The following is a 26,355-nucleotide window of genomic DNA, read 5'->3' as shown; positions in this document are numbered from 1 at the left end:
AACTGAAAATAAGCGATAAACGTTAGTCAACGTGGGACTCGACCGGTATCGAGTTTCCGCTTTTGATGCAGCGACTTAATCGCTGAGTATGCACGATTGTGAGCGGCGTGTGTTTTCGGCTCAGGACCAGTAAACTCGTCCCGTTGCGACGGCTTGGGGGTATTTTGGGGGTATCGCCGGAGGGCCGAATTGACGCTCGACACCCCCAATGGACTGCTGCGTGTTTATCGGGGTTACGGGAGCCTAACCGAAGGGCAGGGCAAGGAAGGACATACTCCGACAAGGGGGTTTACAAGTCAGACCCCAAGCTTCGTCATTGTTGCACGCCGTCCAGGGAATAATCCCTTACGCCATTTCGTTCTCGATCCGATCGCAATTTCCGAGTGACGGGAAACTGACGGATGAAGAATTTCAGACTGCTGCAAGCGCAAATCGACACCATTCCCCTGCTCGCTGAAATCGCTGCAAGCGCGAGCGCCTTCGACGCGCATCGCGGGCGGCAGGAGAAGGTCAAGGTTCAGCGCGAGGCACTGGCGATACCCCTGCGCGGCCTGCGGGTTTCGGCCATCGGCGAACGCGAGCGGCGCGATGTGCATGAAAGCCGGTGGACCAGCGGTTCGCAAGCATATCCGCTCGCCCGCGCCTTTCTCAAGAAGATGGCGCGCAAGCTCGACGGCGAGTTGTCGCGCGCCAAGATCGTCTGCCTGCCGCCGGGCCACCGCGTCTATCCGCATATCGACCGGGGCGAATATTACCGCTTGCGCAACCGCTATCACCTCGTGCTCAAGTCATCGGGTTCGTGGATGTGCGCAGGCGAGGAGGAGGTGCGGATGCGCACTGGGGAATTGTGGTGGTTCGACAATGACCAGCTGCACGAGGCCCGCAATGACGGGGATGACGACCGGATCCATCTGATCTTCGATCTGCTGCCGCGCGCCCGTGCGGCGGCGGTCACGGACGACGATGCGGCGCGCGTTCTGCCAAAGCCTGACGCGAAAGTGCACTGAGCCGGGCGGAACTGGCCGCGGGCCCGGACAGGGCGGCGACCAGCTCGACCTCGCGCTTGCTGCCGCGCAGATAGTTGATGCTGACGCGGCGGATGTAATGGCCAAGCTCTGGCGCATAGTCCCACTCGCGGCGCTCGATCAGGCGCATGGTGGTGGACGAGTAGCGGTCACACACCACCGGAACCGCCTCGAAACTGCCCGCCTTGACCGTGAAGCTGCGCAGCTTGCCGGATTTGCACACCCACAGGGCGACCGAGCGCTTGAGCGAGGCCTCGGGGCCGGCACGCGTCTCGCTGACCACGCGGAAGCGCACAGAGCGCGGGCGGGCCATCGGCCAGAGCGCATCGGGATTGCCGTGCACCTCGCGACTGCCGGTGCCCCTGCCGCTGCGCCACGATAGCACCGGCACGATGAAATTGCGGCTGCGGGTGTAGGTCGGGCCGGAAAGGCCAGCCCAGATAACGGTGTCGCCGCTGCTTCTCACCACGCGCTCGACCCGTCCATCGGAAAAGACGAAGGCATCGCCGCCCTCGTAATCCGGCAGGGCGATCGGGGCAGGCAGGGGGAGCGCCGTGGCGGCGGCCATTGCTGCGGCGAGCACGCTCAGCATTAAGGCTGCTCCCCGATCAGGCCCACGCCATAGATCGGATCGCGTCCGCGCGGGCCGAGATCGCGCGCCTCGCCTTCGAGCGCCTGCACCGCGCGGCGCGAGGCGGCGGCATCGGGCGCGCGCAGCCGGGCGGCGAGCCTTGCGGCGACGATCGGAGCTGCAAAGGACGTGCCTGTGGCATCGCGCAGCGCGCCCTTGTCGTCGATCGCCGCGACCGCGACGCCGTGCGCCGCAAAATCGACATAGCCGCCGCGATTGGCATAGCGGTAGACACGGTCCTGGGCGTCGACCGCGGTCACGCTGACCACGCCCTCGTAGGCGCCCGGGAACACCGGTGGTGCCGCAGGGCCATCATTGCCGGCGGCCGCGACGATGATGTGGCCTTGTCCGGCGATCCGAGCGATCGCCTTGGCGACGGCGGGGTTACGCGGGCCGGACAGGCTGATGTTGATCACCGGTACCCTGCGCGCCGCCAGCCAATCGAGCGCCTTGATCAGCGCGAAGCTCGATCCGGCCGTTTCGCGCGGGCCGCTGAAGATGTCGGCGACGTAAATTCGGGTGGCGCGGGCCGGGTTGCCCTTGGTGCCTGAGACCAAATAGGCGACCGCCGTGCCGTGCAGCCGGGCTTCGGTTTGCTTGCCGTTGAAGGCCTGCTGGGTCAGCTGGACATGGCTGAAATTGGCGAGGTTGGCGGCAACGCCGGTATCGATCAGCCCGATTTCGCAGCCGCAGGCGGTGCGCGGCGGCGCTGCCTTGCCCCGCGTCTTGCGGGTGCGGGTGGCTGCGCTGTCGAACAGGTGGTTGAGGCCGATGCTGTCGGGATCACCGAGCGCATCGAGCGCATCGCGGGCGGCCTCCCCGGTCAGTTGCGGCGGGCCGCGCAGCAGCAGCAGCGTGCCTTCGACCGAGGCCAGCTGCTCGCGGGCAACGACCTCGAAGCCCTGCCCTTCGAGCAAGGCGAGGTCATCCTCGCTCAGATCAAGTGCGACGAACTCCCCCCGGCGGTAGCGGAAGCCCTCGTCGTCAGTGTCGATCCGGTCGCGCAAGTCCAGCTCGGCGCGGGTGGCGGCACTTTCCGCGCCGGGCAGGTCCCAGCGACCGAGTTCGTCTTCGCTGTCATCGTCCCTGTCGTCGTCCTTGTCGTCATTGCTGTCGTCATCATCGTCGCCGCGGTCTTCGGCATTGCCCTTGCCGGAATTGTCGACCTTGTCGTCATCGTCATCTTCCGACTTGCCTGAGCCCGAAATGTCGTCGTCCGAACCGTCATCGTCGCTCCCGTGGCCGCCGTTGTCATCGCTTCCTCCGTTGTCGTCTATGCCGCCGCTGCCGCTATCGTCGCCAGCGCCGCCATCATCGGACCCGCCATCGTCGGAACCACGACCATCGTCGCCACCGCCACCGCCAACGCCATCGTCGGAGCCGCCGTCGTCAAAGTCATCGGGACCGCCTGCGTCCGGGTCTCCCCCGTCAGGATCGCTCCCGTCCGGATCGCCAACGTCGGCGTCCCCGTCCGCTCCGGGATCTGCCCCGGGATCGGCTTCATCGGGATCGGTCACATCGTCGTCGGCACCCGGATCAACGGCATCGTCATCCCCGCCGTCGTCGTCCTTGCCCGGCCCCTGCGCAAACAGCGGGGCGGAGAGCGGCGCGCCGGTGTGGAGACCATGCACGGCCAGCAGCAACACAAGCAGACCGATCAAGGGCCTTCTGGAACGCATCGCCTCTCCCCTCGCGCGGGCCGCAGATTATCATCGAACCGCCGGATTGACCATCAATGAGGATACGGTTCACAGAGTGGCTTTATTCCCGCTACAGGTCGATGCGCGGGAATAATCTCGATCAATGATCCGTTTTCGTCATGAGCCACCTGATGAATGCCGACGAGCCGACAAGACAAGCGCTGGTTGCGCTACTGCCGCGTCTGCGCCGGTTTGCCCGGGTGCTCACAGGCAATCTGGCCGATGCCGACGATGTCGTGCAGACGAGCCTGGAGAAAGCGATGCTGAATTGGGATCAGTGGCAACCTGGCACCCGGCTCGACAGCTGGTTGTTCCGGATCGCCCGCAACACTTGGATCGACGACCGACGCCGCGCGCATAATCGTGCCGGGCATAATGATATCAACGCGATGATCGATCTGGCCGGCGATGACGGCGTGGCGCTGGCCGAGGCAGGCGATGCGGCGCGCAAGGTGCGCGCGGCGGTCGACCGCTTACCGCCCGAACAGCGTGACGTGGTCGCGCTGGTGATGCTCGAGGAGTTCAGCTACCGCGACGCGGCCGAGGCGCTCGAGGTGCCGATCGGCACCGTGATGAGCCGCCTGTCGCGTGCCAAGGCGGCGCTCGCCAAGGTGCTCGCCATGCCCGAGGGGATGGTGCAATGACCTCCGCCTTCACCGATGCCCAGCTCGCCGCCTTCTTGGACGGGCGGCTTGAGGACGATCAGCTCGCCGCTGCGATCGAGGCGGCGATCAATGCCGATCCGGCTCTCGCCGAACGGGCAATGGCGCTGGCCGAGCGCGGCGATGATGCCGCCGCACAGGCGGTGCGCGAAGCCTTTGCTCCCGTGCTCGAAGCGCCGGTGCCTGAGGGCCTGACGCAGATGCTCGCCGCGCCGGAGGGGGCGCAGGTTGTCAATCTTGTTGACCGGCGCGATCAGGCCCGTGCGGTGCCCGTCCCAGCGAATGACACCGGCGGCTGGCGCTGGCCGCAGTTCGCCGCGGTGGCTGCCAGCCTCGCGCTCGGCGTGATGATCGGTGGGCCCTTGCTGGGCGGGCGCGAGGGCGGGGCCGCGGGCGATCCGGGCGCGTTGCTGCTCGCCAATGCCGAGGTCTCGGCGATGCTCGATGCCGCCCCCAGCGGGCAGGCGCAGGACCTTGCCGCGCTGGGGCAGGGCGAGGTGGTGCTGACATTCCGCAACACTGCAGGCGCCTTGTGCCGCCAGTTCGCCATTACCGCGCCCGGCGGCGGCGCAACCAGCGATGTGCTGGCCTGCTTGGTTCAGGGCGGGGACTGGCAGGTCGAGGCCTTCGGGCGTCGCGCGGCGCCCGCAGGCGAAATGAAGCTCGCGGGCGGGGATGCTGCGGTGGGCGTAGTGGCGGCGGTCGACGAACAGATTGTAGGCGATCCGCTGATCGGGGCCGAAGAACTGGCCGAACTCAAGCGGAAATAGGCGGGGCCGGGCGTGAGCCGGCCCTGCCGTCAGATGATGAAGGCGATTTCCATCACCGCTGCGACGCCTTTGTTCACGCCGACGAGCAACTGCTCCTCGCGGAACCGGACGATGTCGGCGCGCAGCTGGATGTTGGGGTGGAGCTGGTAGAACCCGCCTGCACCGATCAACCGGTTGTCGCGATCCGAAGCCTTGGTGTAGGCGGCGCTCGCTGCCAGTCCCCATTCGGGCGTGACCCAGCCGACACCGCCATTGACCTCCCACTGATCGAACCCGCGATCGAGCCGGTTGGAATCGCCGCGGTCGACATAGGCACCGCCGATGCGGAACGGACCTCGGCGCGCCTCGGCCCCGAGGCTCCAGCTGTTGAGGTCTGCGCGGGTGGTCAGCGGATCGGCCTCGCCCGTGGCATAGCCTGCGCTCGCCCCCAGGATCCAGTCGCCAACCGGCTGCTGGTACTGAAGCCCGAACTCGAAAGCGTTGTCGAGCGCGATCCGTTCGCGCGAGTCCACCGCGGCCGAATTGCGGCGGACCTTGGGCGACCATGACACCCCGCCGCGCAGGCCACCGACCGGGGGCGAGAGGTAGATCACCTTGAAGGCATCCTGCGTATCGAGCGCACGCAGCAGCGCCTGGGTGCCGGCATAGCGCGAGAACTCGCCGCGCACCTGCCCCAGCGCCACCAGCGGCGCGGCAAAGGCGAGCGTGTCGGCGGGGCCATCCTGCAGGCCGACTTCGATCCGGCCATAGTCGGTGGCGGCAAAGCCGTAGATCTCCCCCGCCTCGAGCACCTCTGAGGCGCGGCGGCGGCTGTTCTGTTCGACGTTGAAGCCCAGCAATATCCCGCCGGGCGAAGTCCATTCGGCATTGAGCCGGGCGAACAGATCGATCTTGGCGTCGGGAGAATCCGTGACGGGATCGTCGTCACCGAACGCCGCGCCCTGCGCCGCAGCGCCAGCGGTCAGGCGGATATCGAAGCCCTGCCACTGCAATTCGAGCGGCCCGAGCCCCTCGTCGGCCCGCGCTGTCGATGCCCCCGCTAGCGTCAATCCTGCCAGCACGCCGCAGCCCAGCCTGCGCAAGTCCCCCAAATTCGGCATATCCTGCTCTTTTCTTTATGGCCCCTCGGGGCACGGCTAGTTGAAATCGATTGCTACAGCAACGCCTGCGCGGCGATCCTCAGCAGCCCGCCTTCGGTCACGCATTGATGGAAATCATGTCTCACGCCCGGCAGTGTCAGCAGCGTCGCGGCGCTTTCCTTGCCCTGACCCTCGGCGTAGCAGCGCAGCGCGCGGGTGTAGCAGCGCGCACGGCGCAGGCGGTTGCGACCCTGACGCAGGTTGATGATTTCGTCCTGCCGCACCGACGTATCGATCCGCGTGTCCCGGTTGCCGACGATCACCGTGGTCGGGATATCGAGGAACTCCGGCTCGACAATGGCCCCGTTCTTCCCGTCGCCGATGCCGTGGGGATAGGCGATGTCGGTGTGCGGCATGCAATACCATCCGGCCGAAACCACGCACAGGCGCCTCACCCGGTGTGGATGGAACATGGCGAAACGGTGCGCCATCTGGGCCCCGCCCGAAAAGCCGAACAGTGCAAAGCGATCGACCGCGATACCCTGCTCGTCGCCGAGATCGTCCAGCAGTGCGATTAGCGCGTCGTCGGCCCGCACCTGCCCGCGCTTGCGCGCCAGCAATTGCTGATACTGGCCGAAAGCCTCGCGGGTGAACAGCGGGGCGATGATCGTCGTCCCGGCAAAGGCTGGGTCGAGCGCAAAGCGCATCGCGATCTCGGCGGCATTGCGGCTTATGCCGTGCACCGCGACGAGAACCGGCTGGCCGGGCCTGACATTGGCGACGTAGCAATCGGGCATCGCGGCATGGCTGGCGGGGCGAAAGCGTGGCTGGTAGGCGGGCGCAACACGGTCCGGTTTCAAGTAAGGCATCACGGCACACGCTCCTGCGTCAGGTGGGATGATGGCGGCGCGAGTGCGGCGCGCGGCGCGGCGGGGGATTCGAGCTCGCGCGCCCGCGCAGCGCGGCTGCGCGCCGGCCATGAGCGCCGCGAGCGTCTGCGGGGCGGGGCGCTGGCAATGAGAACGGCGAGCCGATCGAGCGCGATCCGTCCCCCGATCCGCGCGTGGAGCGCACGGACACTCTCCAGCAGCCGGGCGGCGATGAAGCCGATAACGGTCAGGTGTCCGGCGATCCCGGCGTGGCCGTCGCGACCGCCAGCCTGCCATACCAGCACGAGTGCCGCGGCAAGCCCGGCAAGCGTTGCGATGGCCTCCATCGCGCCGATCGTGGCGGCGCGGGTCACCGCCGCGCTGGCCAAGGTGGCCGAAAGGCTCGCCAGCTTGCGGTAGCCGTGCCCCTTGCGTGGCGGCGCGCTCTCAAGATCGGCGCGCACCTTGCGCACCATGAAGCGATTGAGCCGCCCCCGCTCGCGGCGCTGTGCGACAATCGCGCGCGACAGCGGCAAGGTGAGCGCCAGGATGATCGCCGTGCCAAGCAGCAGCGGGAGAAGGCCGGCACGCAGCTGCGGCATGGTCAGTGCGACCCACAGCCCGGCCGCACCGGCAGCCGTTGCGCTGGTCCACAGGCGGACCGAACCGCGCAGGGCATAATTGCGCAGCGACGCCATGTCGTTGATCAGCCCGGTGAGCCACCGCGCGCCGCCCTCGCCGGCCGTTGCGCCGCGCCAGCGCACCACCGCAGCGTAAAGCGCGGCGCGGCAATCGGCGACATAGCCTTGCGCGAAACTCTCGCCGACCCAGCGCTGAAGCAGCAGCGCGGTGGCTGCGGCGGCCGCGATGACCGCGCCCGCCGCCAATGCCGAAGGGGCTGGTGCGGGGCCCGACAGCAGCTGGTCGAGCCGCGCCGCAAACAGCACGACCAGCAGCGCCTCGCCGATCGCCAGCGCTACCAGCGCCGTCGCAAGACCGCGCCGTCGGCCCGCCAGAAGGCTCGGGGCAGCGCTCACGCGGCCACCCGCAGTCCGGGTGTGCTAAAGGCGATGCGGGCCGCTGCCACCGGATCACGCAGCGCGGCGAGATCGGCGAGTTCGATCCCCGTCGCCATCGCCGCCTCCCGCGCGGCCAGCGGCGAGGCCGTGACCAGACCCGAAATCGCCAGCGGCGCGATCCCGTGCCTCGTCAACCAGTCGCAGCCGAAAGCGGCCCCCATCGCGTCGGCTGCGGCGAACAGGAACCCATCGAACCAGCCCCGGGCATGACCGGTCAGGGCCAGCGCTGCGGTTTCACTCTGCAGCAGCCCGTCAGCGATCTCGACCACAGCAAGATCCATTCCTGCCGCGCCGAGACGGGCGAGCAGCAATTGCGCGACTTGGCCCAGATCGTCGTCGGAAGCCCCGAAAGTCGAAGTATGACCGGCATCGGTGAAGTCGAGCGCAAGCGCCGCGCCCGCATCGCGCATCGACCAAAGGTCTCCGCCTGAACCCGTGCCGGTGAGCTTGGCCGCGCCGACGTTGAAACCGGCGCGGCTCAGCCCGTGGATCAACCCGCTTACGGTCGTGGTCTTGCCCGCATTCATCGAGCTGCCCACCACCGCGATCACCCGGGCCGGGCGCGCGGATGGCGTCGGGGCGAGGGCGAAGTCGGCCAAATTGACGGGGTGCCCGTCAGTCCGCATCAATGCGCCGATGACCTCGATCCGGGTCGCGGGCTTAATGCTCGCGTGACGCGAAGTGACGAACGCTGCAACCCCGCCCCCGGCGACCAGGTGGCAGGGGCCGAGGTTCTCCGGGACATAGGCTTCGAACTGATCGGGCGCATAGCGATTGCCGTAAGCGACGATGATCTCGTCGCCCTCGTAAAGATCGCCGCGGCGGCCGTGGACATTCTCGAGCCGGCGATGCTGGCCGAGCCCGGTGACCCGCGCGAGGATGAGGTCACCGGCTTGCGGTCGGCGGCCCGATCGCACCAGCCGCGATGCCGCCGCCAGATCGACATTGCGCGTGGTGAAGGCGCGCTTGGCCGCCCCGAGCCGCCGCGCGAGCCGCTCGCCATAGGCTTCCCCGTCGAGCGATTGGAAATCATGGATGGTCATTGGCTTGCCTCCTCCTGGCTGGTCTTGCCTGACGCTAACGGGGGAGGGCGGGGGCTTATTCCGGTCGTGCGGAAAAAAGATTTTCGGGGCCGGGGGAATAAGCGGCGGGGCTCTCACGTTGGCAGCGGGACGGCCCTTTTCGGCTCGAGCCTCGCAGCAACAGGATACTCAGACATGATCAAGCACCCGTTCCGTCCCGCCGCGTCGCTCCGCGCCATCGCGCTTGCCGCGGGCCTTGTAACCCTGAGCGCCGGGGGCGCCGTGAGGGCCGAAGAGGTTGCAGACGCCAGCGCCGACGAGGACGGCCTCACTTTCAAGACCGGCGATGTCGAATTCAACCTCGGCGGCAGGCTCCATCTCGATGCCGCCGTGTTCGAACACGGCCTCACCGACGGCAGTGACGCCGATGTGCGCCGCGCGCGGCTCGAATTCTCGGCCAAGTTCGGGGATGTGGTGACGGTGCGGGTCGACCGCGAATTCGCGCAGGCCGATGGCTGGCGCAATCTGTGGCTGGCGGTCGAACCGGTCGAGGGCCTGGAGATCAAGGGCGGCAACATGATCGTCCCCTTCAGCATGGAGGACATGCAGAGTTCCAACGCGATGGCGCTTGCCGAACGTTCGCTGGCCAATGCGTTCTCGCCCGGCTTCGGCCTCGGCGGTAGCGTCAAGTATGCGGGCGAGGGGTTCACCATCGCTGGCGGCTATTTCACCGATGCGCTCGACGACGAGGTCGGACAGTCGCGGGTGCGCGGCGATGGCTTTGTCCTGCGTGCGACCTTCGCCCCGATCCGTGAGCGCGAGAGCTTCCTGCATCTGGGCGCGGCCTATGAACACCGCGCGTTCAATGCCGCCGAACCGCCGCGTTTCACCGCGATCTCCGCGTCGAGCCTCGCCCCCAGCCTTTCCTCGACCGGCGCACTGACCGGCGCGCGCACGCTCGACGCCTATAATGCCGAGTTCGCCTATGCCCGCGGGCCGGTGCAGGTGCAGGCGCAATACATCGCCGCCACGATTGACCGCGTCGCGGCACCCAGTCTCGATTTAAATGGCTGGTATGTGGGCGCTGGCTGGCTCGTCACCGGCGAGCGCTATGGCTATTCGCGCAGCAGCGGCGTGCCGAGCGGGGCGCGGATCGGCAAGAAGGGCGGCGCGGTCGAACTCAACGCGCGCTACAGCCGTGCCGATCTCGACGATGCGGCACTGGACCGCGGAACCGCGAGCATCCTGAGCGCCGGGGCGACGTGGTACATCACCCGCAACATCCGTGTTCTCGCCAACTACGCGCACACCCGCACGGCCGGCCGTGCGCTGGTGCCCGATGCCAGCGGCAATCTCGGCGTGGTGCGGTTCCAGCTGGAATTCTAGTGAGGCAAGATTTCGCGGGACGGACGCACCAGGCAGGGCTGTCAGGATGCAACCCACGTGCTGTCATGTGCATGACGCTCGCGTGATCGGGATTCCGGATTAGCGGCCTCCGTTGAATCCGGGTGCACGATATCGCCCCTTACAATGGTCGGGTCTGGTCGCACCCAGAGATGCAGGGCGAAAATTCGCAGAACTAAGGTGATCGTTTGGCGGACGAGTTCACGATAATCATGCCGTATAAAGCCAACTTCACGGCGCGATCATCCGCAAAACACACCTGCTACGGAGCACTGATCTCTCGCCTGCGGAAAAGTTTTCCTTGGGGGTATCAGCGGGGGTATCGGGGTGGCGACCTGCCGCATATTGCCAATGCTTCAGGCTATTAGAGGGATTTTTTGATCCCTCTTCCGGACCCGGCTGGAGGGGATCGCAGGCACCAGCGAGGCGATGACAGTCGCCAATGACCGCGTCGATTACCTGCCGGTCGACATCGACCGGGTCACGGCAGGCCGGGACGCAATGCCCGTATCGGAATTGCAGGAGATGATGCGCGCGCAGGTCGAAGGTGTGCGCGCGGGCATGGTCGCCGATGGCGTGCGGCGGGCGCGGAGCGGCGGCTGCGCCCGGTGCTGATGACCGCCAGCATCGCCGCCTTCGGCCTCGTCCCGCTGCTGTTCGCGACCGGGCCGCACTCGGAAATCCAGAAGCCGCTCGCCATCGTGGTGATCGGTGGGCTGGTGACCGCCACCCTGCTGACGCTGGTGCTGCTGCCGATCCTCTACGAGCGCTTCGGTGAAGGGCCCGCCGATCAGGCCGAGGGTGCGCTGGCCTTGGCGATGCGGGCGATCGCCAGAATGCGGATCGATGCGCATGACCTGTGGCTGGGGATTGGCGCCGCGCCGGTTGCAATTCGCCCACAGGAGGTGAAAGCCTGTTTCCGCAAGCCCGAGGACCACCGCCATGACCACAGCCGACAGCGCCCATCCGGACGATCCGCACTATGTCCACCGCACCGGCTGGCTGCGCGCGGCGGTGCTGGGGGCGAATGACGGGATCATTTCGGTCGCCTCGCTGATCATAGGGGTGGCGGCAGCAACGCCCGAGACCGGGCCGGTGCTGGTCGCCGGGGTGGCCGCGCTGATGGCGGGCGCGATGTCGATGGCGGCGGGCGAGTATATCTCGGTTTCCAGCCAGGCCGATTCCGAACAGGCCGATATCCGGCGCGAGGCCGAGGCGCTCGAAGCCACTCCTGCGGATGAGGAGGCCGAACTCGCGGCGATCTATCGTGAGCGTGGCCTCAGCCATGAAACCGCCGCCGCCGTGGCGCGCGAGCTGACCGCGCTCGATCCGCTGGCCGCCCATGTGCGCGACGAACTCGGCCTCAGCGACCATCTCGCCGCGCGGCCCTTGCAGGCGGCGCTGGCCTCGGGCGTGACTTTCAGCGCGGCTGCTGCGGTGCCGCTGGTGGCGGCGTGGCTGGCCCCGGCGGGCGCAATCATGGTGACGGTGGTGGCGGTGTCGATCCTCGCTCTCGCGGTGCTTGGCGCGCTGGGAGCCAAGGCGGGCGCCGCGCCGCTGGTGCCGGCGACCCTGCGGGTGGTCGGCTGGGGCGTCTTCGCGATGGCGACGACGGCGGCGGTGGGCCGCCTGTTCGGGGTCAGCGTCTGACGACTGAAAATGCGCCTGCTGAAGGGGTCTGATCTCTTGTCTCTGCCCAAGATTCGCGTGGTGGTATTCGGGTTCCGAACAAGAGACAATCTTCGATCTTTCAGGGTGATGGGGCGATTTTCCTGATCCCTCCTTCGCCACCGAAATCCGTAAATAGTTGAAACGGAAAGCGGGTTTCGCACGTTGTCGAAGTTCCTTTTCCGGGAAAGCGTTGCAATGGCCGAATTTGTGCCCGATCACGCCACATGAGCCGCTAGGCATCTGATGAGGTTGCGGCAGCCTGACGGTAATGCAGCGAGCTTCGTGCTGCGCATTTGCGATTGCACACCGAGCGTCTCGGCCGGTCATCCGATACGCGCGCGCAGCCGCACCGTGAACTGGCCTTGGGGAGCCCCGCTCGGCAGTGTGCCCTTCGGATTCAGACACACGTGCCGCACCTGGGGGTCATAACCCGGGGCGGGATTATAGGTGCATTGTCCGAAGGACGTGGGGGGAAGTGCACTGTCGGAAAACCGCAGGTCCGTACCCGGAGTGAAGGCGAGGCCGGGCGTGCCGCTCTGGAACCCGACCACGCCGCCAAGCGCCGGGGTCGCGGCATTGTGAAAGGCATGAGCCGGATCGATCCTGACGGCGAGGAAAATCGAATCCGCATCGGTGCTGCCTGTCCCCGCGTTGCTGACGGTGGTGGTGAGCAGGACATCGTTGCCCGGGATAAAGAACGCGTTTCCGGGCGCTGGCTCGAAGAGTTCGGAGGTGATCGCCACGGTAAGGGCTGCCACCCCTTCCGCCGTCGCGACCGCCGAGAATTCCGAGGTCATGTCCCACGTCCCGACTAATGTGCGCCGCGAGGTGGTGGCCGAGATGACATCGCCGATCGCGACCGGCTGAAGCGTCGTCAGCGTGCCGGTGTAGCTCTGCGCGCCGCCCGCATGGGTGATGTCGACATGGCCGAGGAAGCGCTCTCCTTCGCCAAAGCCCGTCGCATCAGCGGCGCTGTTGGCGAAGAATTCGATGCGATAGCCGCTCGCGGCTGCCGGTGCGTCGAGCGTGACGTTGTAGCGCAACTGGTTGGGGCCGGCGACATTGGCCCTGATCGCTTGCGGGAAGTTCAGCAGATCGTTCGCGCCACTGTCGCCATCGCCTGCATCGTTCGCGGTCACGCCGTTGTCTGCCAGATCGATCCCGAGCAGTCCGTTGGCATAGATCCGATTGCTCACCAGCGCGGCGCGGGTGTTGCCCAGCACGATGATGCCGTTGCGTGCATTGTTGCGGATCGTGTTGCCGATCACCTGAAGGTTGATGCCGGTCGATTCGAGGCGGATGCCCGATACGGCGGAATTGGCCAGCAGATTGCCGAGCCCCGGCGCCTCGCCTCCGATCGTCACGTTGGAATGCGAGGTGCCGCCCCCGATGAAGATCAGTTCCTCGGTATTGCCTGATACGATTGCCGACACGCCGTCGGCCCCGATGCCGATCTTGTTGCCGGTGATCGTCACGCCGTTCGATGTGCTGTTCCAGACCTCTACCTGAGCCGCAGCATGACCGCCGATGACATTGCCCGTAATCAGGAGGTTATTGATCGTTCCGCTCTGGTCAAAGGAGATCGCATCCTTCACCAGCGCGCCCATGTTCTGGGCGTTGGTGACGGCGACGTTCCCCGTCAGATCGGTGCCGATGTAGTTGCCGTTGATCGTGATGGCCGAATTGGTCCCGGTGCCCTGGATCCCGCGCCCGCCATTGCCCGCGATGACGTTGCGGCCCCCGGTGGTCCCGTCGCCAATGGTGATGTTGCTGACATTGTCGAGCGCGATGCCGTGCCCGCCATTGGCAAAGGTGCCTCCGATTGTCGTGACCGGGCGGATCAGGTTGCCGGTTACGCTTATGCCAGAGGCGTTGTTGGCAATCCGCAGTGCATCGCCCGCATTGCCGCCGATGCTGTTCGCCTGCGCCGCGTCCGTTCCGCCGACGGTGGCGTTGGTGACCCCGTCCAGCACGATCCCGCGCCCGCCCGAGATGGCGATGGTGTTGCCGCGGATGATGATGCCTGTCACCGTCCGCAGCTCGATCCCGTCGCCGTTGGCCGTGATGATGTTGCCCTCGCTCGAGGCAGTCCCCCCGATCAGCACGCCGGTGATGCTGCCCACATCGAACAGGATGCCGTCACCACCATTGCGCAGAAGGGCGGTGAGCGTGCGGTTGGCGCCGATGATGTTGCCTTGAATGCGGATCTGGCCATCCGACGGGCTGATGCGGTCGTCGCTCTCCAGCGTGATCCCGGCATTGCCGTTATTGCCGGAAATGAGGTTGCGGGTGATGTCGCGCCAGGTGCCGATGCCGTTGAAGTGGTTGATCCCCGTGCCGTTGGCGCGCGGGCCCACTCCTGTGTGCTCGGTCCCGATGAAGTTGTTGCGGATCGCGGTGTCGGTGCTGCCTTGCGTGGTGAGGATACCGGCGACATTGTTGCCGGAGATCACGTTGCCCTGGCCTGCGCCGAGCCCGCCGATCCGCGCGCTCGCCCCGCTGACCCACACGCCGCGGTTGTTCGCGCCGGTGGTGCCATCGGGAAACAGGCCGAGATAGTTGCAATAGAGGGTTGCCGTGTTGCTGGTGGAGAGCAGGCGGATCGCCTGATCGAATCCGGTCAACGCAAGGCCCCTGACGGTCTGACTGGAGCCGGAGAGCTGCAACCCGTCGAAGCTGCCATTGCCGCGCAGGTTGATCCGCAGATCATGCGCGCTGCCCGACCACAGGTCGCGGCACTGCGCACCGGGCTGCGTGCTGCCGTCGATGCTGTCGCCGTTACCGGTCAGCGCAGGGAGCGCCGAGGCAAGCGTGATGACATGCGGCCCCGCGCCGGGAATGTTGAAGGTGATGGTCTCCGCCGCCGTGCTGGCATTGGCCGCAGCAATCGCCGCGCGCAGCGATCCGCCGCCGCTGTCGTTGGCGTTGGTCACGATCAGGGGACTTGCCGCCTGAAGCGCGATGACGCCGATCACCGATCGCCCTGGGTTGGGGAAGGTGTAGCTCATGGTGGTGCTGCCCGCCGCGCCGTTGCGGGTGCTGCCCGCGCCAATCACGTCGGCGGCGTTCAGCACGTTCCAGCGGCTTGTCTGCCCGGCGCCTGCCGTGACCGTGTTGACCTCGTCATTGGCGGCGATCGTCGCGATCACGAGCTGTTCGGCCGTGCTCGCGACGCTCCCCGATGCCACAGTGCCGCCATTGAAGCCGAACAGCTGGCCGCCAGCGATCGCATTGGTCTGGCTGACATTGGCGAAGGATATCGCCCCCACCACCGTCGCCGCGCTGTTGCCAAGCGTCACGACCACCGGATTGGTGCCGCTGGTCGGGGCGAGCCGTCCCCAGATTTCGAGCGTTGCCCCTGCGCCGGGATCGGTGAGTCGTCCGAGCAGGCTCAAGGGCTGCCCGGCGTAGGTCACCGAACTCACGGCTGCGTCATTGCGCTCGATCGCGACCGAGACGAGAATCAGACGATTGGAGCCGCTGCCCACCGTATGATTGAGGGTGACCGTCGTGCTCGCCGCCTCCACGGCCGTGGCGGGATCGATCGTGATCGCGGTTTGGGCAGCCGCACGATCCGGGAAAGCGGTCAGCGTTACCAGAAACAGCATCGCGATGACGAGAGCGCGCCGCGCGCAGACAAGGCATCCGGCGATCATCGCGGCGCCTCCGTCCTGCCAGCAGCCGGTGCCGCGTTGCCGGAAATGCCCAGCAGACCGGCATCGAACTTGAACCGGAATCCTGCGAACAGGCCCTGATCGAGTGCGCGGTCGAGGCTGAAATCGGGGTCGCGGAACCCGGCTATGTTGTAGCCAAGGCTCAGCAGCGTGCCCTCGGCAACCACGAAGCTCGCTTGCGGGCCGATGGCATAGCTGTAGCTGCCGTCGGTGACATTGGCGCGCAAGGTGGCGCTGCCGCCGATGTCGAGCCATTCGGACAGGCCGATCCTGACATCGAGCCCGGCAAGCGCGGTCAGGCCCTCAAGATCCAGCCCCTCCAACCGGTCGAAGCCATAGCGTGTGCCGAGAAACAGGCCGACCTCGCTCAGCTGCCCTGCGCCGCTGCGCGCGCGCGGCGACCAGTTGGCCGAAACGCTGCCCACCAGTCGCCGCGAAAGGGCATCGCCGGTAACGGTCAAGGCCGTGCGGCCCACCGGCCCGGTCTGCCCTGCGAGCGCGCCGGTCACCGCATCGCTGCGATATTCGACCCGCCCCAAAAGTGCAAAATCCGACCCGTCGGGCCGGTGGGCGAGGGTGAGGGCCAGGTCCATGATCTCTGCCGAGGCGCCCCCGGGAGCCGTGCTGCGGGTCCACATCAGATTGCCGCCCAGCGCGCGCCCCCCGCCGATCTGGCGGAGCACGCCGAGCGTCGCACCGTAGCGGTCGGCGAATTGCCCGTCGCGGTATTCAGCGCGCCCGTTCGCCGTCCAGCGCCCGCTGCGCCACGCCCCGCTGAAAGTGACGGCGGTAAAATCCTCGAACAGCGTCCGGTCGACGCCCAGGGGTCCGCCATTGGCGGGCGGCAGCCCGGGATTGATCACCGCCTCCGGCGCGGGAGCATCGCCGAGAATCCGGTTGCCGTCGAGCGTCGCGCTGATGCTCAGGGTCGGCGTGAGATTGACCGTCTGGGCGAGCCCGAAACCGGCAAAGGCACCGCCCGCCGCATTGCCGCTGCCACTGCCGCTATTGCTGCCGAGCGTCGAGAGAATTCTGCCGCCCTCCCAGGGGCTCACTTCCAGCCCGGCCCGTAGCGTGCGCGCCTTGATCGCCGCGCTGTCGGCGATTTCATAGGCACCCGTCAGCCGGATGTCGGAGGTCAGTGCATAGCGCAGACCCAGCCGGTGGCGGGGCGGCAGATCGAGCGAGCCTTCGCCGCCGCCCAGCGCGACGCTCGTATCGCCGCTGATCTCCAGCCGGTTTGCGAACAGGCGCTGGCTTGCTGCCGCCTGAAGCAGGGTGGAGGCGCGGCGCTCTCCGTTCGCCAGCCGGTCATCGAAATGGGCGAGCCCCAGCCGCGTATCGGTGGCAGGCGAGCGCCATGAAAGCTCCACCTGCCCGCCGCGCCTCCGCGCCGCATCGGTCAGGCTCTGGTCCTGCAACAGACTGGCAATGGCCGAAAGCTTATCGTCGATCCGATAGCGACCATCCAGCCCCAGCTTGCGCCGCCCGGTCTCGGCGAGGCTTTGCTGACCGATCCCGTAGTCGCTCCCGATCTGGCGGGCATAGGCGATGAGATCGAGCTTGCCGGCTTGGTGCTGCACTTCGGCGAGCCACGCCTGGGCGGTCTCGCCCTGTGCTGCACTCACGCCGATTTCGGCGCGCACTTCGGTCCCCGCGCCAAGCTGGATGCGGGTATCGGCGACCGCGACTTGGGTGCGCAACCCATCGGTCTCGTCTGTGATCGCGGTTGCCGCCAGCTGCACGGCGCCGTCATCCGCGCTCCATTCGGTCCGCACCCCGGCATTGATCGCCCCACCGCCGGTAGCACCGGTTTCATACTCGATGATGACGATCTGCGGGTTGAGATCGCCATCGCGGGACAGGATCGGTTCGCTGAAGGTGATCGTGCCCGACAGGATATCGATGGTGTAATCGATGAACCGCGTCAGGCTGCGCGAAGAGACCACCACTTCCGAACGGAACCGGTCGCGCACTTCGATGGTGACGCGTTCGGAATTGGTCAGAATGTCGCGGCTGCCGAGGTTGTAGGGCCCGGCGAGGCCATTGCCCTGAAATTCGTCGCGCCGGAAGGTGCTGCCGATCCGTGCGCCGAAGGCCTCGGTCCGCACGTCGCCCAGCCGGGCCGACGCGCGCACGCCGGTTGCGGTGCGCTGATAACGTCCCAGCGTGGTCTGGTCGAAGCCGGTCTGGAAATCGCCATAGAGCGCAAAGAAGGTGGCGCTCTCGATCCGCACATACAGGTTCTCGCGGCTGGCGGCATCGAAGCGGCGCTGCGAATTGTCGCCGAACACGGTATAGTAGGCCGCCGGATCGATCGCGCCGACAAGCGGCTGGTCATCGCGCTGCTTCGCGCTGTCATAGGCGAGCGTGAGGAGGTATTTCCCCAGCACCCGCCCCTTGGCGTAAAGCGCCACGCGGGCATTGCGGCCCAGATCGCTCTCGAAACCCTCGCCGCGCTCCATGTTGTCCGCAACCGAGCGCGCGCCGATGCTGGCTTCGCCGAGGCCCACGATGGTCCATTGGACATCACCCGGCACCACCCATGCCTCGATCTCCTGCCGGCGGCGGATGTTGTCACTGGCGAAGTCGAAGCTCATGCGCAGCTGGCCGCTGACCATGGTCGGGGCCAGTTCGATCCGGGCGAGGCCCTCGTCACCCTCGACCAGCCAGCGCGCCGAGGCTTCCCCGATGCCGCTCAACTGGCGCAGCTGCTGCTGTTCGATCGCCACAGCGCTTTCGAAGGGAGCGTTCAGGGTAAAGCTGCCCGAAAGCCCTTCGCGCACCGGGCGGCCGTTGCGGTCGGTGATCCGCACGACCACCACCGGGCGGGTGACGCCATCGGCGATGAGTTGTGATTGGTCGGCCACCAGCTCGACCCGTGCGGGGGTGGAGGTGAAGAACACGTCGCGTTCGATCCGCGCGTTGACCCCGCCGAGCGAATTGACGATCTCGGCGGCCAGCACCGTGCGCTCGTTCAGCAACGGAACGCCGCGCCATTGGCTGACGGCATAGCCGCCGCTGGCGGCCTTCAGGGTGCCGTCGAAGGCAACCGGATCGACCGGCTGGCCATCGACAGACAGCCGGATGGTCTGCCCGGCGCGGTGGCGAAAAACGACCTTGATGGCGGGCACGCGGGGATTGGCGTCTGCGGTGGGCGCGAGAAAGCCATCGGGGCCATCGCCCAGCGCGAGCCAATCGGTCTCGGGAGGGGCCGCAACCAGCTCGCGCAGACCGCCCCGAACCACCTCATCGTTCAACAGCAGATCATCGGCCATCGCGATCCTCGGGGCGGACGAGCCGGCGGGCAGAAGGACGTGGAAATCCGCCCGTGCCAGCGATCCGCCCTGTCCGGTCACGAACCGCGATCCGGCATCGCCCGCGCTCCGGGTCGACCGCGTGCAATCGACCAGCCGGGCGCCGGTCGGCAACGTCCCGGACGCAACCTGCACGACATGGGTGCCGGGCACGACGCGCTCGAACCGGTAGCGCCCGCCAGCATCGGTGACCGCGAAGCTGCCGTCCTCCATCATCACGCGCACCCCGCCGAGACTGGCTGTGGTATCGTCGCTCCCGCATTCGCCCAGCACCACCCGCCCGATGATGGTCATTCGGCCGGAGATGGTGTCGCGCTCGATCGTGACCGCAGCCTCGGCGCGGGCGGTGCGGCCAAGTATGTCGCGGGCTGCGGCACGGCTGACCAGCTGGCCCGCTGCGGCGTCGGCACGGATGGCGGCGCCATAGGTGATCCGGGCCGCACCGGAGCCGGGTAGGCGATCGAGCAGGATCGTCACGCTGCGCCCGTCGGGGGCGATGGTGATGCTTCCGGGCGGCGGTGTCGCGCCATCGATCCGCAGCGTCTCGATCCTGATGCGCAGCGCGCGCGGCATATCGATGGTCAGCGCAATGTCGCGCCGCTCCTGCGACTGAGGGTTGGTTACGAGCAGGCTGTAGACGAGCGGATCGCCCGGCTGTGCGCGGGGGCGCGATACGGAGAAGGTGAGGGCAGGCGTGGCCGCGTCACGATCGAGCGGAACGTCGATCTCGAGCGGGGCAGTGCTGGCGAGGGCAAACTCGCCGCCGAACGAGGCGTCGGACACAGCGAAAGCCCCGCCATCCGGGCGAGGCAGGAGTGCCAGCTGCGCGGGGGGCGCGCTCGAGGGGGCCGCGAAGCCGGGGGGCGGCTCGATCACCAGCCGGTAACGCCCCTGCGGTGCCAGCGGGAACCAGTAGCGGCCCGGAGCCATAGGGTAGGAATTGCCCGCCGCATCGATGATCGGCTCACCGCTGACAACCGACGAGGGCCATGGCGTCACGCCATCTTCTGCAAACACCTGCGCCGCCGCGCCTGTGGCGGCATCGCGCAGCGTGACCCGCGCGCCCGAGACGGCGGCGCCGTTCTCGCTGTCGAACACCACGCCGAAGGGGTCGGCAAGGATAAGCAGATCCCGGCTGAGCGCCGCGCCTCCCGCAAATCCGTCAGCGGTCGCCAGCGTCACCGTGTCACCCGAGGTGACCGTCAGCACGCAACCGTCGCCGTTCTGCCCCATGCCGGGCCTCCGGGTGGCTATGCTGCCGGCGAATATGGCGGTGTCCGGCCCGGTTTCGAAGACGGTCAGGTCGATGTGCTCGCCAGCATTGTTGTCGACGGTGATCGTGACCGTGTCGACCGCGACCGGATCGGCGTTTGCGGCGGGCGCGGCAAGGGTGAAGAGGATTGTCTCGCTAGGCCGATACCGGGTGGCGGGGGCGATGGCGAGGCTCTGCGCCGCCCCGCGCTCGCCTGACTGACAGAGCGAAGCGAACAGCGTGATGTTGGCCGGACTGCCGGGCGCGCTGCGCCAGGTCTCGAGCGTCGCCGACTGTGCGGCGCGAGTCACCGTGACACGGTTGGAAGGCACCTCCTGCGCCACGCCCGCCTCGATCCACTGCGCATAGGCAACGTTCTCGATCGTCTCGGCCGCGGCGGGCGCGGCGCCGAGGGCGAGCGCCGTGATGGCGCCCAGCCACAGGCCGATCCGGCTGAAGCGCTGGCAGGCAGCAAGGACAGTCCGCGCCACTGCGGCCACACTGCCAGAGCCTAGTTGATCGTGACGCGGAACGCGGCAGTCCGGGTCTCACCGCCTGCGATGTCGCTGAGCGGCGCGGTGACGGTCTGGCCCGAAATGCTGCCGCCCGCGCTGCCGCCGGTGCAATTGTTCGACCCGTCCAGCGTGCCATCGACGAGGATGCTCCCGGCCACGATGGTCAGATCGGCCGGGACGACATCGGTTACCACGATATTCGTCGCCAGCGCACTGCCCGCCGCATTGCTCACCGCGACACAATATTCGACCTCTGCGCCGGGGATCGCCTTGGGATTCGTGCTGCCGTTGACGGGGTCCTGAAGCACGCGGTTGGTCTTGGTTACTGTCAGGGTGGCGGCTGTGACGCTGTAACCGCCGCGTGTGGAGAAAATGCCATCATTGGCACTGTCATCAGAGCCTGCGCTATCGGCCAGCACGGTGTCGATTCCATTGGTGTTGGCGCCCGAAGTTGCCGTCAGCACCGCGCCCTGCGAGCCGGGCGCACCGCCTTCATGGGCGGTGGCGGACAGGGTCAGGTTGGCAAGATCATCGTTGGCCCGGCCAAGCGGAATATCGCTCACCACGAAGACGCGCACCGTCGCATCTTCGGCGATTTCGTCGATCAGTGCGGCCTCGGTGTCGCCCGCATCGTAGACACCATTGCCGTCATCGATGACAATCCGCACATTGCCGACGTCGAAGTCGTCACCGCTTGCAGCCTGCGTGACGGCGAGCACCGCATCGATCGTGTCGTTCGACAGGTTGGCCACATCGAAGGTGATCACTGCGCCCGCTTCACCGGGTACAACCGACGTGGTGGGGCCGCCGACCAGCGCCACGGTCAGGTTAACCTTGCGGTCGACGGTGAAGCTGTCGCTGGCAGTTTCCTGCGTCTGCTGCACCCCGCCGACCTCGTAATCGACTGTCGCCGTGTTCGTGATCGTGGTGCCGGCGTTGGTGCCTTCGGCAAAGGCGGGCGCGGTCTGCAGCGCGATCAACGCGGTGCCGGCGGCGAGTGCAGCCAACCTGGAAGGGCAAGTCATGTCTTTCGGCTCCATGAAAGGGGGCAGGGCGCGGCGGTCAGCGGACCGTCACGGGGAATTCGAGCTGCCCTCGCTCACCCGGAGCGATCGCGGGCAGCACCCAGCGGACATTGGTGACATCCTCCGGGCGCGCAGCGCGGCGCGTTCCGTCCGGGGCGGGGATTTCAAGCTCGGATAGCTGGCCCCAGGTCGTGCCGCCATCGACCGACACCAGCAGCGCCGTGTCGATCTCTCCCGAGAGTCGGACACTTGCCGGAACAGGGTTGGAGACCACGATCCGTTCGAGTGTGGCGGCACCCTTGTTGGTAAAGCGCGTGCCGAAGATCAGCCGGTCGCCGGGGACCACCACGTCGGGTTCGACCCACTCGACCTGCCGCTCGCCCGAGGGCGTTGTCGTGACCTTCTCGATCTTGACGTAGCCCACCAGTTCGAGCGGCGTTTCGGCAAGTGCCTGTGTGGGCGCGGCAAGCGCGATCATCGCTGCGCCAAGGGCGAACGCAGAGGAAAATCTCATCGGTTAGCTCCTATTCCTCGATCAGAACGTCGAAGGTGACGGTTCTTGAAGCCCCCGCCGGAACCGTGCCGAGGGTGACGGCGATACCGGCCGCGGACGCCTCGCCCGCATCATCGCCTGCGGCATCGGTGAGCGGCGCGCCCTCCAGCGTCAGCGATCCGGCGGAGTAGCGGGTGCCGGGCGGGATCGTGTCGGTGATCGCCGCCGCGTCGACGGGCGCCGAGCCCGTCACCAGAAACTCCATCCCGTAGGTGATGGTCGCACCGGGGAGCGGGCTCGATCCTCCGAAAGGATCCGTCACGCTGGCCCATTTGACCAGCGTGACGGTGCTGGCGCTGCCGACCATCTCACCGGTGGCGCTCGCCTGCCCGCCGCCGGCGCCGACCACAGCATCGACGCCGCTCTCGCCGGCCCCGGCGAAGGTCGTTCCCGGCGTGCCGGTGCCGGTCGCCGTGCGGGCGATCAGGTTGACTTGGCTAAGCGCGCCATCGCCGATCCCGCTCGGAACAATCAAGATGACGAACACCCGCTCGGTTCCGCCAGCAGGGATAGGGCCGGTGACACTGGGCCCGGGGAGCACCGCATCGACGCCCGGATCATAGACACCGTTGTTGTTGCTATCGAGCGCGACGGCATCGGGTGTGGTGTCGAACGCATTGCCGGGAACGGACGTCACGACCTCCAGCGTAACGGCCTCCGGCCCGTTGCCCGTATTGCTGACGACAAAACTGAGAACCTGCGGTCCGCTGCGCACGGCAAGCGGCCCGGCATCGAGCGTGGCGGCCGCAACCCCCAGAAGCTCATCGACGCGCACCTGAACCGTGTTGGACGTGACGGTGCGGGACACGCCGCTGTCCTCGTAAGTGGCCTCGGCGGTGCTCTCGATCACCGAACCTGCGGGCACCGGATTGGCCGAGGCAGGCTGAGCGGTTCCGAGCAACGCGGCAGCCATCCCGCCAATGGCAAGGCGAGGGGGAAAAGGATCGAGCAAGGTGAACCGGTGATTTACCACGCCCGGCGCGTTAGCATCACCGGCGGGTGCATCGACTGAACGCGAAACGCCGCAACACTACCGAGGGTGAAGCATCCAAGGCGGTAACCAAACCTGAAATCCCGTCAAAAGCTGCGACTTCGGCGTCAAAAGTCGCCATTCGCGGATCCACCCTGAAACAGGCCATGAGCCGGAATGCGGTGTGAAGGCTTGCTAGGCCGGACTTTCGCACATAGCCTTCGTTGCGGGTATCTGCGGCAACGACTGCAGCGGAGAGGGGAAGACTGCTGTGCTGAAACCGAATTTGGTAGCGGTAACATGGGGCACGATTGCCGGGATGGCGGCGCTTTGCGGGCCGGTTGGGCAGGCATGGGCGGGGGAAGTCCGGCAGGTGCCGCACGGCATGGTCGTCGTGACCGATGCAGGGCAGCAGGTGCGCGTCCTCGCCCATGCCGATGGCACGTTCCGGGTGACCATCGCCGAAACCCTGCCTGACGAACGTCCCACTGCGATGGTGACAGCGGAAGCCGACGGCACGCCCGCCTTCGCGCACGATGGCGCGGTTGCCAGGCTCGTTATGCCGCAGGCGTCGGCGGAAGTGAGCCTTGCCGATGGGCGCGTCGCGATCCGCGATTCCGAGGGCAAGATGTTGCTCGACGAACACGCTCCGGCGCGAAGGCTCGATCCCGTGACCCTCGAGGGGCAATCCTGGCTCGCCACGCGGGTGCAATTCAATCGCGGCACCGACGAGGGGCTTTACGGTCTGGGCCAGCACCAGAACCGGCAGATGAACTACAATGGCGAGGATATCGAACTCGCCCAGCACAACATGGCGATCGCGATCCCCTATCTCGTGTCGACCCGCGGCTACGGCTTGCTGTGGGATAATGCCTCGATCACGCGGGTGGGCGATCCCGAGGCCTATGCCAAGCTCGCGCTCGACTGGCAGGCGCGGTATTACCTCGGGGAGCGCGAGGTGCTGGCCCGGCGAGAGGCCGCGATCGATTACCAGTATATCAAGGATCAGGCGCGTTGGCCGGTCGAGGCGAAGGCCGCGACTGCGGCGGCGACCACCGGGCAGAACACGCAAGGCAATGCGATCGAGAAGCAACGCGTGGTCTGGACGGGGCGCTTCACCCCGGACACGGGCGGCGTTCACAAGTTCCGGCTCTATTCCTCGTCCTATGTGAAGGTCTTCGCCAACGGCAAGCCGGTGCTGGAGCGGTGGCGGCAGAACTGGAACCCGTGGTACCACAACTTCGCGCTCGATCTTGCGGCGGGCCAGCCTGTCGACCTGCGCATCGAATGGGAGCCCAATCAGGGCTATATCGCGCTCGAACACGCCGATCCGCTATCGCCCGAAGACCGCCACTCGGTGAGTTTCGCGAGCGAGGCCGGCAAGGCCATCGACTATTACGTCGTGCCCGCCCCGACGATGGACGACGCCGTGGCCGGATACCGCCGGCTGACCGGCAAGGCGCCGATGATGCCGCGCTGGGCCTATGGCTTTTGGCAATCGCGCCAGCGCTACAACACGCAGGCAGAGATCGTCGGCGTGATGCAGGCCTATCGCGACCAGAACATCCCCATCGACGCGATCGTGCAGGATTGGTTCTATTGGCCCGAGGACAGCTGGGGTTGCCACTGCTTCGATCCCGCGCGCTTCCCCGATCCCGCCGCCATGGTCGATGCGGTTAAGGCAATGAACGGAAGGCTGATGATCTCGGTCTGGCCGAAATTCTACCCCGACACCGCCAACGGCGCGGCGCTGCGCGACAAGGGCTACCTCTACGAACGTCCGCTGGCTGCCGGACAACGCGACTGGGTGGGGAGGGGGTATGCCAACACCTTTTACGATCCCCATACGCCCGAGGCCCGGGCGCTTTACTGGAAGCAGATGGCCGACAGCCTCGTGCCGCTGGGCTTCGATGCCTGGTGGATGGATGCGACCGAGCCCGACTGGCACTCGAACCTCTCCATCGCGGAGCGCCAGTACCAGATGACCTCGCCGACCACGGGCGTGCCGGGCGCGGCGATCTTCAATGCCTATCCGCTGGTCCATGCCGACGGCGTTGCCGACGGGCTGCGCGAGGCCCAGCCCGACACCCGCCCTTTCATCCTCACCCGCAGCGGTTTTGGCGGTATCCAGCGCGCGTCTTCCGCGCTGTGGTCGGGCGATGTCGCTGCCCGGTGGGACGACCTGCGCGACCAGATCAGCGCCGGGCTCAACCTCAGTCTCGCAGGCGTGCCCAACTGGACCCACGATATCGGCGGTTTTGCGGTTGAGGAGCGTTTCAGCACGCAGGACCCCGTCCACCTTCCCGAATGGCGCGAGCTCTATCTGCGCTGGTTCCAGTTCGGTGCCTTCTCGCCGCTGTTCCGCAGCCACGGCGAGTTTCCAGCGCGCGAAACCTATATCGTGAGCGAAGGCGATCCGGCGATGCGGGACGGCCTGCTGCATTACCACCGCCTGCGCTACCGGCTGCTGCCCTATATCTACACGCTGGCGGCGGCGACGCATTTCGAGGATGCCACGATCCTGCGTCCGCTGGTGATGGACTTCGAAGACGACCCGAAGGTCTGGGGGATCGATGACCAATACCTGCTCGGCCCATCGATCATGGCCGCTCCGGTGACCGCGTTCGAGGCCCGTTCGCGGCAGGTCTACCTGCCGAGCGGGAGCGACTGGCATGACGCGCTTACGGGCAAGCTGCTGGCGGGCGGCCAGACAGTCATCACCGCCGCCCCGCGCGAGCGGATGCCGCTGTTCGTGCGGGCCGGGGCGATTATCCCTGCGGGGCCGGACGTGCAGTGGACCGGCGAGAATCCGCAAGGGCCGCTGACCATCCATGTCTTCGCCGGGGCCGATGGCCGCTTCACGCTCTACGAGGATCAGGGCACGGATCTGGGCTATGCCCGCGGAGAGTTTGCCCGCATCCCGATGGACTGGGACGAGACGCGCCGCACCCTGACGCTCGGCGCCCGCGAAGGCAGCTTCCCCGGCATGGCGCAGACGCGCCCGATCAGCGTGATCCTCCACGATGGGCGAGGGGACGGCGAAGTGTTCGAAAAGCGCAGCCAGCGTACACTGACCTATGAAGGCAAGTCGATCGCTATCGGGCTGTAGCGGCCCGGTCGCTCAGGGCACTGGCGAG

Annotated in this window: 18 protein-coding genes and 1 pseudogene; 8 read left to right on the top strand and 11 right to left on the bottom strand. The window is 67.0% G+C overall.

Going from position 1 to position 26,355, the window contains the following annotated elements; all coding sequences use genetic code 11:
• Positions 1-401 precede the first annotated feature (401 nt).
• Positions 402-1,007 carry an aspartyl/asparaginyl beta-hydroxylase domain-containing protein gene (locus tag E2E27_RS13545; RefSeq protein WP_141459986.1) on the top strand — a complete coding sequence of 202 codons (606 nt, stop codon included), beginning with the start codon at positions 402-404 and terminating at the stop codon, positions 1,005-1,007.
• Here E2E27_RS13545 and E2E27_RS13540 read toward each other — a convergent pair.
• Positions 952-1,617, bottom strand: coding sequence for a hypothetical protein (locus E2E27_RS13540; protein WP_141459984.1), 666 nt, complete (start codon positions 1,615-1,617; stop codon positions 952-954). The genes E2E27_RS13545 and E2E27_RS13540 overlap by 56 nt on opposite strands.
• On the bottom strand, positions 1,617-3,317 hold the full coding sequence (locus tag E2E27_RS13535; protein WP_181443449.1) for a S8 family serine peptidase: 1,701 nt from the start codon (positions 3,315-3,317) through the stop codon (positions 1,617-1,619). Before E2E27_RS13535 ends, E2E27_RS13540 begins: the two co-directional genes overlap by 1 nt.
• A 158-nt stretch (positions 3,318-3,475) precedes the next feature.
• On the opposite strand from E2E27_RS13535, the gene E2E27_RS13530 reads away from it, so the two are divergent.
• Together E2E27_RS13530 and E2E27_RS13525 are read left to right on the top strand one after the other, a co-directional pair.
• Positions 3,476-4,000, top strand: coding sequence for an RNA polymerase sigma factor (locus E2E27_RS13530; protein ID WP_234036062.1), 525 nt, complete (start codon positions 3,476-3,478; stop codon positions 3,998-4,000).
• Complete coding sequence (locus tag E2E27_RS13525; protein WP_141459980.1) at positions 3,997-4,788, top strand: hypothetical protein; 792 nt, start codon at positions 3,997-3,999, stop codon at positions 4,786-4,788. Before E2E27_RS13530 ends, E2E27_RS13525 begins: the two co-directional genes overlap by 4 nt.
• Positions 4,789-4,817: 29 nt before the next feature.
• On the opposite strand, the gene E2E27_RS13520 is transcribed toward E2E27_RS13525, so the two are convergent.
• From E2E27_RS13520 to E2E27_RS13510, 4 genes are read right to left on the bottom strand one after another with little or no spacing between them, the layout of a single operon-like run.
• A complete protein-coding gene (locus E2E27_RS13520; protein ID WP_141459978.1) occupies positions 4,818-5,888 on the bottom strand; it encodes a porin in 1,071 nt (356 codons plus the stop codon).
• 53 nt (positions 5,889-5,941) lie between these two features.
• Positions 5,942-6,736: an alpha/beta fold hydrolase gene (locus tag E2E27_RS13515; protein ID WP_181443448.1), complete on the bottom strand. Its 795-nt coding sequence runs from the start codon at positions 6,734-6,736 to the stop codon at positions 5,942-5,944.
• The gene (locus E2E27_RS18790; protein ID WP_181443447.1) at positions 6,736-7,773 is read right to left on the bottom strand and encodes a hypothetical protein; all 1,038 of its coding nucleotides are present in this window, start codon (positions 7,771-7,773) and stop codon (positions 6,736-6,738) included. Before E2E27_RS18790 ends, E2E27_RS13515 begins: the two co-directional genes overlap by 1 nt.
• The gene (locus tag E2E27_RS13510; protein WP_141459975.1) at positions 7,770-8,858 is read right to left on the bottom strand and encodes a DUF1611 domain-containing protein; all 1,089 of its coding nucleotides are present in this window, start codon (positions 8,856-8,858) and stop codon (positions 7,770-7,772) included. The genes E2E27_RS18790 and E2E27_RS13510 overlap by 4 nt, the downstream gene beginning before the upstream one ends.
• 174 nt (positions 8,859-9,032) lie before the next feature.
• Here E2E27_RS13510 and E2E27_RS13505 point away from each other — a divergent pair, with 174 nt between their 5' ends.
• The 4 genes and pseudogenes from E2E27_RS13505 (at position 9,033) to E2E27_RS13490 (ending at position 11,891) form a co-directional block, all read left to right on the top strand.
• Positions 9,033-10,223, top strand: a complete 1,191-nt coding sequence (locus E2E27_RS13505; RefSeq protein WP_181443446.1) for an OprO/OprP family phosphate-selective porin — start codon at positions 9,033-9,035, stop codon at positions 10,221-10,223.
• A gap of 447 nt (positions 10,224-10,670) precedes the next feature.
• A complete protein-coding gene (locus E2E27_RS19065; RefSeq protein WP_141459971.1) occupies positions 10,671-10,856 on the top strand; it encodes a hypothetical protein in 186 nt (61 codons plus the stop codon).
• Positions 10,826-11,032 (top strand): annotated as a pseudogene (locus E2E27_RS19060) (efflux RND transporter permease subunit); the annotation flags it as partial. The gene E2E27_RS19065 and the pseudogene E2E27_RS19060, both read left to right, overlap by 31 nt.
• 151 nt (positions 11,033-11,183) lie before the next feature.
• Entirely contained in the window at positions 11,184-11,891 is a 708-nt protein-coding gene (locus E2E27_RS13490) for a VIT1/CCC1 transporter family protein (protein ID WP_141459969.1), read from the top strand.
• Positions 11,892-12,235: 344 nt separating this feature from the next.
• Here the strand turns inward: E2E27_RS13490 and E2E27_RS13485 are convergent, their stop codons facing one another.
• The 5 genes from E2E27_RS13485 to E2E27_RS13465 are packed head-to-tail and all read right to left on the bottom strand — an operon-like array spanning position 12,236 to position 23,161.
• Positions 12,236-15,568, bottom strand: a complete 3,333-nt coding sequence (locus E2E27_RS13485; protein WP_141459967.1) for a beta strand repeat-containing protein — start codon at positions 15,566-15,568, stop codon at positions 12,236-12,238.
• Positions 15,565-20,646 (bottom strand): carboxypeptidase-like regulatory domain-containing protein, encoded by a 5,082-nt coding sequence (locus E2E27_RS13480; RefSeq protein WP_234036061.1) that lies wholly within the window; start codon positions 20,644-20,646, stop codon positions 15,565-15,567. The genes E2E27_RS13485 and E2E27_RS13480 overlap by 4 nt, the downstream gene beginning before the upstream one ends.
• A gap of 20 nt (positions 20,647-20,666) precedes the next feature.
• Complete coding sequence (locus E2E27_RS13475; RefSeq protein WP_234036060.1) at positions 20,667-21,677, bottom strand: hypothetical protein; 1,011 nt, start codon at positions 21,675-21,677, stop codon at positions 20,667-20,669.
• A 55-nt stretch (positions 21,678-21,732) separates the two neighbouring features.
• The gene (locus tag E2E27_RS13470; RefSeq protein WP_141459963.1) at positions 21,733-22,209 is read right to left on the bottom strand and encodes a hypothetical protein; all 477 of its coding nucleotides are present in this window, start codon (positions 22,207-22,209) and stop codon (positions 21,733-21,735) included.
• 10 nt (positions 22,210-22,219) lie between these two features.
• Positions 22,220-23,161 carry a DUF11 domain-containing protein gene (locus E2E27_RS13465; RefSeq protein WP_141459961.1) on the bottom strand — a complete coding sequence of 314 codons (942 nt, stop codon included), beginning with the start codon at positions 23,159-23,161 and terminating at the stop codon, positions 22,220-22,222.
• Between the two features lie 328 nt (positions 23,162-23,489).
• On the opposite strand from E2E27_RS13465, the gene E2E27_RS13460 reads away from it, so the two are divergent.
• Positions 23,490-26,327 carry a glycoside hydrolase family 31 protein gene (locus E2E27_RS13460; RefSeq protein WP_141459959.1) on the top strand — a complete coding sequence of 946 codons (2,838 nt, stop codon included), beginning with the start codon at positions 23,490-23,492 and terminating at the stop codon, positions 26,325-26,327.
• The last annotated feature ends 28 nt before the right edge of the window (positions 26,328-26,355 follow it).

This window comes from Porphyrobacter sp. YT40 (assembly GCF_006542605.1).
Taxonomy (GTDB): Bacteria; Pseudomonadota; Alphaproteobacteria; order Sphingomonadales; family Sphingomonadaceae; genus Erythrobacter.
Note: the sequence above shows the minus strand (reverse complement) of the source record. Positions and strands in the feature narration are given on the sequence as shown.